Consider the following 12,481-nt stretch of genomic DNA (forward strand, 5'->3'; position numbering starts at 1 on the left):
GAAATTTCTTTGACTTACCATTGGAGTACAGCTCCTGAGTTCGTTTATCCGCGAATGATTTGATCATGGGAGAAAATGTAGCGCGTCACGTGACGAGTGTCAAGAGAGCTGGAGAATGAATGCATAACGTTAGCTCTCAGCCGCGTGCCTCTTCGCACGTCGGCTGAAGAGCTTTGTTGGGCGCCTACTTGTAGAACTCGGAAAAACGCACTTCCGTGATGTCGGCTTCTTCCACCCCAGAGCGCCAACGCGCGCTCGTTATGATTTCCGACTCGACATCAAGACAGTCGCCTTCGAAGCCGGTGCGTAATAGCAATTTGTTTTCCTTGTGGAACGTAACCCATGCTGACATATGAGCACCGCAGCGGCCTTGAATGTTGCGATTGCCTGGCGAGGGTCCGATTTCCACGACATACGATCCATCGCTCAGTTCGCATTCCCTTCGCACAGTGTTCTCTGTAGTGATTCTGTCGCCAGCCACTTCAACAAGTTCCCAAGGGTTGATTCCATCCTTCCCCAATCGCCGCATCAGTTCCTCACCCTCCTCGTTCTACGCACCGAGGCAGTAGACCGCGACAAGATCCTCTGCCGTATTGCAATCGTACTGGACAGCAACGTGGAAGGAATCTGCGTAGACTGGAAGCGACAGCATGACCGAAGCGATTACCACTGCTGGTCGGAGCATCAATCTTCTCCTTTACGCCCAACGCTCGGCATCACCCGCGGGCGGCGCAGCCGCCCGTCGGGTGCATGCCGTTGTTAGGCCTTCGTGGACTGCCTGGCGTCTTCCTGCATACCAAGGAAGCCAAGGAGCGCACCCAGCCCCAGCAAGACGACCGGGATAAGACTGAAAAAGTTGAAACCTAGAATAAGCACGAAGCCAATCGCACCAATTGCCATCAGGGCGGCCCCGATGACTGGCTTGGCCTTGACCATACCTGCGCCGATCAAGGCGGCAATCAGCAGGGCGATACTCACGAGCGTCACCATGCCAGATCCTTCGGCGCCGGCAGCGCTTCCCAAGCTTCCGATCCCGTAGCCGACAAGCCCGTAGATCAAGGCAATCAATCCTCCGATGATTCCCAAAACTAGCGCACCTGTTTTCATTGCTGTTCTCCTTTCATCATGCCGTCAGGGTTCGTTCGTCAGACCTTCATGCGACGGCTTCCATGTAGGCCTAACGTTTAAGCTAAGCGGCGCGGCGTTAGCCGCGTCCGGTGGAGCGCGAAGCGCGGAACGAACTTGAGCGATTTGTTATGGAACATCGTCGGGTTTTGGCACGAACTCGGTAATTTTCTCCGAAACATCATAGGCTTCCCGAAGCCACTGCTCCAGTTCTGACCAGGTAATGCACTCTGATCCGAGTACCAGCCCAGTTCTTGTGGGACGTAGCATAATGCTAGAGCCTTGTGGAAGCTCTCGGTTTTGAATTACTGATTCGAGATGTGCAATTTGGTGGCGCAACCTTGTAATACGACGCTCAGCATCTTGCTTGAATATGGCCAATGACTTGGGAATAGTCCTCCGGAGATCCATTTCAGCGGAATGTAAAGACCTAAGTGCCTTAGCATGCTTGATAAAGCGCTCCAAGTGCCAAAGTGAACTCTCAAAGTGCCCGATCGAAGCTATTGCCCAGTGCAATGGCGTTAGATTCTCCAATGTTTGGTGAAAGGCTTCAATTGCGAGGATGCCGAGTTGATACTCAGAAATGGCCGCTTGGCACAGTCGGATGGCGTTAGACTGAAGAGATGCGGCCACAAAGTCATTCGAGCCAGCTCCGGACAGCGCACGGAGAACTCCGAACCAGCCCGCCAAAGGTCGCAGTTCCTTAAGGTCAGGGAGACCCTTCGGGGGGAAACTTTCTGGTAGTTCCATAACGCTCAGCATCAGCCGCGCGGGTAACGCGTCGGCTGCATGTTCTTGTTAGCGCATTAGCCTTCCAGCGCTTGCATGGCCTGAGTATCAATTCGCTCTCCAATAGCCTCCACCAATTGAACGCAGCTCCGAGCCTGCGGGCGATGGACCCTGACCGATTGGCCTTGGTGAACGATCTGGTGCCGCTTTTCAGTCCAATCATCTAGGTCGTCAGCCGCTCGACGGTAGCCATTTGCCCCGAGAGCGCTCCAAAGGTCCTGGGCGCTTCCGCCAAGCCGCTCCATAGTTCTCGAAACCGCTTTTTTTCCATGATTGCTAACACGATTGTGTAGATGATCGGCGACGGCTTCTTGAACACGACCAACTCGTTCATCCGGATCTGGCACCAGCGATAACTCCAAGGAAAGTGTTGGGACCTCTGCCTGCACACGCTTTAGAATCTCCCGAACCTCGCCCTCTGGTAGCTCCCTTTGTAGCAAGGCAACAATCACCTCTGCAGAGACATCCGAGAGATAAGAATCCAATGCCCCGACCGCGAACACAACCGCTGCTCGTGGCAATTCGCGAACTGGATTCCGAGGTGCGCCCTGCGCTCCCCCATGCACGGACTCATGAAGATCCAGAAAATAACCAGCCCTTCGAGTATTCACATCGAAGGTTACCTTAGCTTCTGTCGGCATAGATCTCCTATCGCGCTAACGTTGAAGCTGAGCCGCGCGGCTTTTGCCGCGTCGGCTCCAGCGCCTTGTTCGGCGGTTTCTTGATCTAGGGCGCACCACGTCTACACGGCAGCCCGCTCAAACGAAAAGTTGACGCTGTATGCGAGCAGGGTGAGTCCCTTGATCATCGTTGCTGCATACTGGACGCCTTCAGGGAACCCGCTAGCTACGATGATGCTTCTGGGCGGTTCTCCGTCCTCGCGTGCAAACCACCCGATGTAGCGGGCCACCTGGCCGATGACGGAGTCTTTTGCTTCGCCAACCTTCAACTCGATTATGACGCGGGACCCTTTCTTGTCTTCGGCCAAAATGTCGATTCTGCCGACAGCCGTGCTGTACTGACGTGCCACAAGCTTCAAGCCGGGTTCTAGGGTTTCTAAGTTGTTAACCAGGTGATCCTCAATATCCCGTTCAAGGCTGATAGACGCCTCTACCAATTCGGCTGCTTCGCCTTCGTCCTCTTCCCCCTCGGCCGGCGCCCATTCATTCGGACCGTGCTTCTCCTCGGAGTAAAGTTCAAAGGTACCGTCAGTGTTCTTGTAGAGGAACTTCGCGGCGTACGGGTGGTGAATGTAGCCTTTCGGGTTGTTGACCGAACAGGCATATAGGTGAGCTTGGAGAGTAGCGGGCTTCCATTTTCCGGGGTACGCCGCTTCAACCTCCCCTTTGATGTCCTCGGAGCTAAGACAGCATCCTGCTCTCTCGACTATTCCTTGAATTGCTTGCGCCATCGTAGCCACAAAACCTCCTTCGTCATTTTTCTGCCGCCGAACGTCTAAGCTAAGCGGCGCGGCGTTAGCCGCGTCCGGTGGAGGCCGAAGGCCGGAACGAACTTGAGCGACTTGTTATGTGAATCTGACCTGAAAACGAGCATCATGATTTTGCCGTTTTAGAGCTTTTTTGATGACCTTGAAATCTTCTGGATCAAGCTTTCCAGCATTGATCTCGTAAAGCCCAAATCTTGACTTCATCCGCAGAATGTCACCATCGAATTGAAACTCTTGCAAAGTGTTGAGGTGCTCTTTTTCATAGCCTAGATCCTCACCCTCCAGACTGACCTTCGTGCCCCGCTCCTCCTCCGGCAAGACGCCCTCGAAAAATAACGCGCGATGAAGTATTAAGCTCCGTACGAAGCCATCACCGTCGCCCAAGGCGAAAGATAGGATTAGATCCTTGTCGGTCTCTTCCAGGTTGATGAAGCAAACGGTATCCATCATTCACATAACAGTAGATTAGACAGAATCTGTCATATTGGTGATAGGCAGAATCTGGATAGCACCTGATTCTCGCAGCGCCGGCCCTTGCTCTGGCAGCCGCTGTTCCTGCAGCATACCCATGACCGAATCATGGATAAACAAGGAGGTCGGCTGATGGCGACAGGAAGTCGTGCCGAAAGGGAACGCCGTTTCTGGGAGCGATACCGGAATGTGGCTATTTCTCAAGGGGTTAAGACAAAGTCGGTACGCTGGTACGTGGTCCGGGCGGAACGGTTTATCGCGGCGTATCCCGGTCGTCGCCTCGCGGAACTCGGGGCTGAGGATATCGCTCGGTATCTGACCAGCGAAGGGCAGAAGTCGTCGATTCAGGACTGGCAGTTCCGGCAGACCGTCGATGCTATACGGATTCTGTATAGCATCGTGAAGCCAGAATGGGCGACACCGCCGGACTGGGAGTTCTGGCGGGATTCGGCGCGTACGCTGGAGGCGCAACACACCACGACGGCACGGGAGTTTGCGCCGGTTTCGCCGGAAGATTACGCCCAACGAGTTGGCGAGACGCGCTTTACTCCGCTCATCCGCAAGCATCTTGATCTCTTTGCACGGCTGGCCTCGGCCATTCGTACACGGGGTATGGCGTTCCGCACAGAGAAGGCCTATCTCGGCTGGGTCTGTCGCTTTCTTTGGCATTTCGAGGAGCGGTCCCCGGATGAGTTGGGCGGTGCGGAAGTGGCCGCGTTTCTGGAACATTTGGTAGTGGAACGGAATGTCGCGGCCAGCACCCAGAACCAGGCGCTCAATGCGCTGGTGTTCCTTTACGAGAAGGTGCTGGAGAAACCCCTGGGTGATCTGGGAGCGTTCAGGCGGTCTCGTCGGCCAAAACGGTTGCCGGTGGTTCTTTCGCGCGACGAGGTCAACCGTCTGCTGGCGGAGCTCGACGGCATGCACTGGCTCATCGCCTCCCTGCTCTACGGTTCGGGCATGCGGCTGATGGAGGCGCTTCGTCTCCGCGTCCAGGATGTGGAGTTCGATCAGGGGCTGATCGTGGTGCGGCGAGGCAAGGGCGACAAGGATCGTATCGTCCCGTTGCCGCAATCGCTGCTCGATCCGCTTTCGAGGCATCTCGAGGAGGCCCGGGCACTGCATCAACGAGACCTGGATGCCGGCTTTGGGGAGGCCCTGCTTCCGGACGCCCTGGCCCGCAAGTACCCCGCGGCAGCACGGGAGTGGCGCTGGCAGTTCGTGTTTCCGAGCGGGCGGCTTTCCGTGGACCCGCGAAGCGGTGCAACGCGCCGGCATCACCTGCACGAGACGGCTGTGCAAAAGGCGGTGACGTCTGCGGCCCGGCGGGCGGATATCGCAAAGAAGGCGAGCTGCCACACCTTGCGCCACAGTTTTGCCACACATCTGCTTGAGGGCGGTTACGACATCCGCACGGTGCAGGAATTGCTGGGCCACAGCGATGTGTCCACGACCCAGATTTACACGCACGTGCTGAACCGGGGCGGTCTGGCGGTACGGAGTCCGCTGGACCTGGCGTAACGTTCCACAAAAAAGGGCGCCGACTTTCGGCGCCCTCTTCTGTTGCTGCGTGGCCATTTCCCTGGCTCCGCTTCTGTGGGTCTCGGCCTCGCCGGGTCAGTCCCAGCTCAGCGCGCCCCCGGTCTGGTATTCCGTTACCCGGGTCTCGAAGAAGTTCTTCTCCTTCTTCAGGTCGAGCACCTCGCTCATCCAGGGGAACGGGTTGTCGGCGCCGGGGTACAGCTCGGCCAGGCCGATCTGGGCGCAGCGGCGGTTGGCGATGAAGTGCAGGTACTCCTCGAACATGGGCGCGTTCATGCCGAGCACGCCGCGGGGCATGGTGTCGCGGGCGTACTGGGCTTCCAGTTCCACCGCGTCGGCGATCATGTTGCGCATTTCGTTCTTGAAGTCTTCGGTCCACAGGTGCGGGTTCTCGACCTTGATCTGGTTGATCACGTCGATGCCGAAGTTCATGTGCATGGATTCGTCGCGCAGGATGTACTGGAACTGCTCGGCGACGCCGGTCATCTTGTTGCGCCGGCCCATGGAGAGGATCTGCACGAAGCCCACGTAGAAGAAGATGCCCTCGAAGATCACGTAGAAGGCGATCAGTTCGCGCAGCAGCTTCTGGTCCGCGTCGGGCGTGCCGGTACGGAAGTTGGGGTCGGCCAGGTGCTTGGTGAACGGCAGGGCCCACTCCGCCTTGGTGGCCACCGAGGGGACCTCGCGGTACATGTTGAAGATCTCGCCTTCATCCAGGCCCAGGCTTTCCACGCAGTACTGGTAGGCGTGGGTGTGCAGCGCCTCCTCGAAGGCCTGGCGCAGCAGGTACTGGCGGCACTCGGGGTTGGTGATGTGGCGGTACACGGCCAGCACCAGGTTGTTGGCCACCAGCGAGTCGGCGGTGGAGAAGAAACCGAGGTTGCGCTTGACGATGGTGCGCTCGTCCTCAGTTAATCCATTCGGGTCCTTCCACAGGGCGATGTCCGCGTTCATGTTGATTTCCTGCGGCATCCAGTGGTTGGCGCAGCCGTCCAGGTACTTCTGCCACGCCCACTGGTACTTGAAGGGCACCAGCTGGTTGAGGTCGGCGTTGCAGTTGATGATCTTCTTGTCGTCCACGCGGATGCGCTCGGCGCCGCGCTCGATGTCCTCGAGGCCGGTGCCGGTCAGGGCTTCTTCATCGTAGTCGGGCGCGGGGCCGCCGGCGTTCTCGGGCTCGGGCGAGACGCTGGGGGCGGCGCCGGCGGTGGTCATCAGGTCTTCGTTTTCCTGGAAGCCCATGCCCGGACGGACCTTGGGTTCCTGCTGGTTTTCGCCTTTGATCGCGGCGATCGGATCGTCCCAGGACAGCATGTGCGTTCTCCTTGTCGATTCGGTGTTACGTGTTCGGTGTTCGGTTGAGGTCGGGGGCCTGCCTTACTGGCAGGCCTCGCAGTCGGGGTCGAGTACGGAGCAGGCGGCCGCGGAGTCGGAGCCCGCGGTGCTGTCACCGGGGCCGCCGGTCACGGCGTTGAGCTTGTTGGCCCGGCTGCTGTCCGCCACGGTGCTCTTTTCCACGTGGGTCGCCCCCATGGAGCGCAGGTAGTAGGTGGTCTTGAGACCGCGCACCCAGGCCAGCTTGTACAGGGCGTCCAGCTTGGGCCCGGAGGGCTCGGCCATGTACAGGTTCAGGCTCTGCGCCTGGTCGATCCACTTCTGCCGGCGCGAGGCGGCCTCGACCAGCCAGCGGGTGTCCAGCTCGAAGGCGGTGGCGTACAGCGCCTTGAGGTCCTCGGGCACGCGGTCCAGCGGCTGCACCGAGCCGTCGTAGTACTTGAGGTCGTTGACCATCACCTCGTCCCACAGGCCGCGGTCCTTCAGGTCGTGGACCAGGTAGGGGTTGATGACGGTGAACTCGCCCGACAGGTTCGATTTGACGAACAGGTTCTGGTAGGTCGGCTCGATCGACTGGCTGACCCCGCAGATGTTGGAGATGGTCGCGGTGGGCGCGATGGCCATGGTGTTGGAGTTGCGCATGCCGGTGGTCTTCACGCGCTCGCGCAGGCTCTCCCAGTCCATGCGCTGGGTGCGGTCCATCTGCAGGTAGTCACCGCGCGACTCGGCCAGCTTGTCGATCGAGTCGATCGGCAGGATGCCCTGGCTCCACAGGCTGCCGGGGAAGCTCTCGTAGCGGCCGCGTTCCTCGGCCAGATCGGTGGAGGCCTTGATGGAGTACCAGGAGATGGCCTCCATGGACACGTCGGCGAACTCCACGGCCTCTTCCGAGGCGTACGGGATGCGCTGCTTGTACAGGGCGTCCTGGAAGCCCATCACGCCCAGGCCCACCGGGCGATGGCGCAGGTTGGCGCGCCGCGCCTGGGGCACGGAGTAGTAGTTGTAGTCGATCACGTTGTCGAGCATGCGCATGGCCGTGTTCACGGTCTTCTCGAGCTTGGCGTGATCGAACTCGCCGTTCTCGTCCACGTGCGCGGCCAGGTTGACCGAGCCCAGGTTGCACACCGCGATCTCGTCGTCCGAGGTGTTCAGGGTGATCTCGGTGCACAGGTTGGAGCTGTGGACCACGCCGGTATGCTGCTGCGGGCTGCGCAGGTTGCACGGGTCCTTGAAGGTCATCCACGGATGGCCGGTCTCGAACAGCATGCCGAGCATCTTGCGCCACAGGTCGACCGCGTTGAGGGTCTTGTACACCTTGATCTCGCCGCGCGCGGCCTTCTCTTCGTACTCGCAGTAGCGCTTCTCGAACTCCTCGCCCACCAGGTCGTGCAGGTCGGGGGTCTCGTTGGGCGAGAACAGGGTCCACTGGCCCTCTTCGGCCACGCGCTTCATGAACAGGTCCGGGATCCAGTTGGCGCTGTTCATGTCGTGGGTGCGGCGGCGGTCGTCGCCGGTGTTCTTGCGCAGCTCGATGAACTCCTCGACATCGATGTGCCAGGTCTCGAGGTAGGCGCACACCGCGCCCTTGCGCTTGCCGCCCTGGTTCACGGCCACGGCGGTGTCGTTGGCCACCTTCAGGAACGGGACCACGCCCTGCGACTTGCCGTTGGTGCCCTTGATGTGGGCACCCATGCCGCGCACGCGGGTCCAGTCGTTGCCCAGCCCGCCGGCAAACTTGGACAGCAGCGCGTTGTCGCGGATGGCGCTGTAGATGCCGTCGAGGTCGTCCGGAACGCTGGTCAGGTAGCAGCTGGAGAGCTGCGGGCGCAGGGTGCCGGAGTTGAACAGCGTCGGCGTGGAGCTCATGAAGTCGAAGCTGGACAGCAGCTCGTAGAACTCGATGGCGCGCGCCTCGCGATCGATCTCGTTGATCGCCAGGCCCATGGCCACGCGCATGAAGAACGCCTGCGGCAGTTCGAAGCGCACCTCGTCGCTGTGGATGAAGTAGCGGTCATACAGGGTCTGCAGGCCGAGATAGGTGAACTGCAGGTCGCGCTCGGGCTTGAGCGCGGCGCCCAGCTTGTCGAGGTCGTAGCGGGTCAGCTCGTCGTCCACCAGCTCGAGCTCGGCGGCGCGGCGGATGTAGGCGCCGAAGTACTCCGGATAGCGCTCGGCGAGCTGGGCCTGGGTGGCCTCCTCGCGGCGGCCGGAGACAAAACTCAGGGCCTCGCGCCGCAGGTTGTCCAGCAGCAGGCGGGCGGTAACCTCGGAGTAGTTGGGCTCCTGTTCGATCATCACGCGCGCGGCCATCACCAGCGCGGTGCCCACGTCCTTCTCGTGCACGCCGTCGAACAGGTTGCGGCGCGCTTCCTTGAGGATGCGCTCGCCTTCCACCTGGTCGATGCCGTCGCAGGCCTCGTCGACCACCGCCTTGAGGCGCTGCTCGTCGAGCGGCGAGCGGGTGCCGTCGGCGCGGGTCACGTGGACCACCGGCGCCTCGGCCTCCTCCGCCGGACCCTGCTCGGCGGCCTCGGCGGCGCGCTTCTGCGCCTGCTGCTCGCGGTACAGCACGTAGGCGCGGGCCACCTTGTGATGGCCGCCGCGCATCAGCGCCAGTTCCACCTGGTCCTGGATGTCCTCGATGTGGACGGTGGTGCCCTGGGTGCCGGCGCGGCGGAACAGGTTGTCGCTCACCTGCGCGGACAGCTCCTTGACGATGTCGTGGATGCGCCGGCTGGCCGCGGCGTTGCCGCCTTCCACCGCGAGGAAGGCCTTGGTGATGGCGACCTCGATCTTGGCCGGGTCAAAGCTGGTGACCTTGCCGTTGCGGCGGATCACCTGATGCTGGCCGGGGCTGGTGGCCATCACTTCCGCCGAGGGCTCGGACTGCGGCGGATAGGTCGTGTCCTGTGCGGATTCGGCAGTCTGGGTGTCGCTGTACATGGGGGCAGGCCTCGCGCGAAACGGTCATCTGGAAAAATCTGGGGTCATCGCCCGGCGATGACGTGGAATACTATAGATCGGGGATCGAGCTCTTACCAGACACTACATATAGTACTCGGCGAAATAACAAGCGGGGAACAACCTGTGGACAACTTAGGGGATTCGGCGTCCTGCCGCGGCTGGCGCGAGGGCCGCGGTTGTCCACCGGCGGCCCCATGTAGTGATGGCCCGGGGTCACGATCGGGGCGGAACGGGTTCATGAAATTCGCTTATCGCAACGGGTGTTGGACAAGCCTGCCCCGCGCCCCAATAATCCCGCCCATACAACCGATTTCATGGAGCGAGCAAAATGAGTGACGAGAAGCAGCCCGCGGGCATCATGGCCGCCACCGGGGCGGTGCAGGTTTCCTCCGAGAGCGACGAAGCCGCCAGCAAGTCCGGCGGGAACGAGCGCCATTGCCCGCTGCTGATCCTGGGCTCCGGCCCGGCCGGCTGGACCGCCGCGGTGTACGCCGCCCGCGCCAACCTCAACCCGGTCGTCGTCACCGGTCTGGAACAGGGCGGCCAGCTGATGACCACCACCGACGTGGACAACTGGCCGGGCGACGACGCCGGCGTGCAGGGCCCCGAGCTGATGGAGCGCATGAAGAAGCACGCCGAACGCTTCGACACCACGGTGATCAACGATCACATCCATACCGTGGACGTGAACCAGCGCCCGTTCCGCCTGACCGGCGACCAGGCCACCTACACCGCCGATGCCCTGATCATCTCCACCGGCGCCTCGGCGCAGTACCTGGGGCTGGAGTCGGAGACCACCTTCGCCGGCAAGGGCGTGTCCGCCTGCGCGACCTGCGATGGCTTCTTCTACCGCAACCAGAAGGTGGCGGTGATCGGCGGCGGCAACACCGCCGTGGAAGAGGCGCTGTACCTGTCCAACATCGCCTCCGAGGTAACCCTGGTGCACCGGCGCGATTCGCTGCGTGCGGAGAAGATCCTGCAGGACAAGCTGTTCGAGAAGGAAAAGAACGGCAACGTGAACATCGAGTGGAACCACAACCTCGACGAGATCCTGGGCGACCAGACCGGCGTGACCGGCGCGCGCCTGAAGCACGCGCAAAGCGGCGAGACCAAGGATATCGACGTGATGGGCGTGTTCATCGCCATCGGCCACAAGCCCAACACCGACATCTTCCAGGGCCAGCTGGACATGGAGAACGGCTACATCAAGGTGAAGGGCGGGCAGGACGGCAACGCCACCGCCACCAGCGTGCCGGGCGTGTTCGCCGCGGGCGACGTGATGGACCACATCTACCGCCAGGCGGTGACCTCCGCGGGCACCGGCTGCATGGCCGCCCTGGACGCCGAGAAATACCTCGACGAGCAGCTGTGACGCGGACACGGCGGTGAGCGAGGAGCACTCGTCCGACGATCCCGGGACCCCGGGCGCGGAAGCCCGTGCGGCGACCGGTGAAGACCTCCCGCCCGCCGGGGTGGACGAGCGCATCGAGCTGCGCGACGGGCTGGGCGAGCTCGATCCCGCCGCGTGGGATGCCCTCACCGGCGGGCGCGAGCCGTTTCTGCGCCATGCCTTCCTCGAGGGGCTGGAACGCCACGAGTGCCTGGGGCGGGCCTATGGCTGGTTCCCCCAGCACGTGCTGATCTTCCACGACGACGCGCTGGTCGCCGCCGCCCCCGCCTACGCCAAGACCAACAACTACGGCGAGTTCGTCTTCGACTTCGCCTGGGAAGGGGCCTGGCAGCGCCAGGGTCTGCAGTATTACCCCAAGCTGGTGGTCGCGGTGCCCTACACCCCGGCCACCGGTCCCCGTCTGCTGGTACACCCCGAGGCCCCCGACCCGGACCGCCTGCGCCGTCAGCTGCTGCGCGCGCTGGTCTCGCGCGGGCGCGAACTGGAGGCCTCCGGGGTCCACGTGCTGTTCCCCGAGTCCGCCGACCGCGAAGCGCTGGCCCCGCTGGGGCTGCCCGAGCGCATGGGCTGCCAGTACCACTGGACCAACGCCGCAGACGGCGGCTATGCCGATTTCGATGCCTTTCTCGCCGCGCTGTCGTCGAAAAAACGCAAGAACATCAAACGCGAACGCCGGCGTGTCGCGGAAGCCGGCATCACCTTCCGCACCCTGACCGGGGCCACCGGCTCGCCGGAGGACTGGGCGCGCTTCCATCGCTTCTACGTCGACACCTTCGAGAAGCACATGGGCATCCCCACCCTCACCGAGGCGTTCTTCGTGGAGACGGCCGCCGCACTGGGTGACCAGGTGGTGCTGTTCGAGGCCCGCCGCCCGGAGAATGGCGATGGTGCGGATGGCGACGGCGAGACCATCGCCGCCGCGCTGTGCTACCGCAGCCACGACACCCTGTACGGGCGCTTCTGGGGCGCCACCGAGGAGCTGGACGCCCTGCACTTCGAGACCTGCTACTACCAGGGCATCGAGTTCTGCATCCGCGAAGGGCTCACGCGCTTCGAGCCCGGCGCCCAGGGCGAGCACAAGATCCCGCGCGGCTTCCTGCCCACGCCCACCTGGTCGATCCACGCGATCCTGACCCCGAGCTTCGACGGGCCGGTGCGCGATTTCTGCGAACGCGAGGCGGACATGATGCGCAGCCACTGCGAACGCCTGCACGAGCATTCCCCGTTTCGCCAGGGAGAATCCGGCAATGCCCCCGATTAACCTCGTATCCGCAGGCGGCCAGCCCCTGGCCGATCCGGCGCAGGAGACCACCCCGACGCACAATCGGCCGGAGGGCCGGCCTCCTACCGGGGGCAGGGTTCGACCCGTCGTAGGAGGCCAGCCCCTGGCCGATCCG

At 62.1% G+C, this 12,481-nt stretch carries 11 protein-coding genes; 3 read left to right on the top strand and 8 right to left on the bottom strand.

What is annotated here, in order from left to right; translation table 11 throughout:
- Window positions 1-184: 184 nt before the first annotated feature.
- From F787_RS16890 to F787_RS0113480, 6 genes are all read right to left on the bottom strand, one after another.
- Complete coding sequence (locus tag F787_RS16890; RefSeq protein ID WP_155989624.1) at window positions 185-409, bottom strand: hypothetical protein; 225 nt, start codon at window positions 407-409, stop codon at window positions 185-187.
- Window positions 410-759: 350 nt separating this feature from the next.
- Window positions 760-1,107, bottom strand: coding sequence for a hypothetical protein (locus F787_RS0113465; protein ID WP_028492517.1), 348 nt, complete (start codon window positions 1,105-1,107; stop codon window positions 760-762).
- Between the two features lie 147 nt (window positions 1,108-1,254).
- Entirely contained in the window at window positions 1,255-1,815 is a 561-nt protein-coding gene (locus F787_RS16895; protein ID WP_155989625.1) for a hypothetical protein, read from the bottom strand.
- 116 nt (window positions 1,816-1,931) lie between these two features.
- Entirely contained in the window at window positions 1,932-2,555 is a 624-nt protein-coding gene (locus F787_RS16900) for a hypothetical protein (protein ID WP_155989626.1), read from the bottom strand.
- Between the two features lie 101 nt (window positions 2,556-2,656).
- Window positions 2,657-3,325, bottom strand: a complete 669-nt coding sequence (locus tag F787_RS0113475) for an endonuclease NucS domain-containing protein (RefSeq protein WP_196801935.1) — start codon at window positions 3,323-3,325, stop codon at window positions 2,657-2,659.
- A gap of 114 nt (window positions 3,326-3,439) precedes the next feature.
- Complete coding sequence (locus F787_RS0113480; protein ID WP_196801936.1) at window positions 3,440-3,811, bottom strand: hypothetical protein; 372 nt, start codon at window positions 3,809-3,811, stop codon at window positions 3,440-3,442.
- A 255-nt stretch (window positions 3,812-4,066) separates the two neighbouring features.
- Here F787_RS0113480 and F787_RS0113485 point away from each other — a divergent pair, with 255 nt between their 5' ends.
- Window positions 4,067-5,353, top strand: a complete 1,287-nt coding sequence (locus F787_RS0113485; protein ID WP_028492520.1) for an integron integrase — start codon at window positions 4,067-4,069, stop codon at window positions 5,351-5,353.
- Between the two features lie 96 nt (window positions 5,354-5,449).
- Here F787_RS0113485 and F787_RS0113490 read toward each other — a convergent pair whose 3' ends face one another.
- Complete coding sequence (locus F787_RS0113490; RefSeq protein WP_019021936.1) at window positions 5,450-6,688, bottom strand: ribonucleotide-diphosphate reductase subunit beta; 1,239 nt, start codon at window positions 6,686-6,688, stop codon at window positions 5,450-5,452.
- A gap of 63 nt (window positions 6,689-6,751) precedes the next feature.
- Window positions 6,752-9,652, bottom strand: a complete 2,901-nt coding sequence (locus F787_RS0113495) for a ribonucleoside-diphosphate reductase subunit alpha (protein ID WP_028492521.1) — start codon at window positions 9,650-9,652, stop codon at window positions 6,752-6,754.
- Window positions 9,653-10,001: 349 nt separating this feature from the next.
- Between F787_RS0113495 and trxB the strand changes: the two genes are divergently transcribed.
- Both trxB and F787_RS0113505 read left to right on the top strand, forming a co-directional pair.
- Window positions 10,002-11,045 (top strand): thioredoxin-disulfide reductase, encoded by a 1,044-nt coding sequence (trxB, locus tag F787_RS0113500; RefSeq protein WP_028492522.1) that lies wholly within the window; start codon window positions 10,002-10,004, stop codon window positions 11,043-11,045.
- A gap of 13 nt (window positions 11,046-11,058) precedes the next feature.
- Window positions 11,059-12,345 carry a GNAT family N-acetyltransferase gene (locus tag F787_RS0113505; RefSeq protein ID WP_028492523.1) on the top strand — a complete coding sequence of 429 codons (1,287 nt, stop codon included), beginning with the start codon at window positions 11,059-11,061 and terminating at the stop codon, window positions 12,343-12,345.
- Window positions 12,346-12,481 lie beyond the last annotated feature (136 nt).

Origin of the sequence: Thioalkalivibrio sp. ALE19 (genome assembly GCF_000428605.1) — a bacterium.
Lineage (GTDB): Bacteria > Pseudomonadota > Gammaproteobacteria > Ectothiorhodospirales > Ectothiorhodospiraceae > Thioalkalivibrio.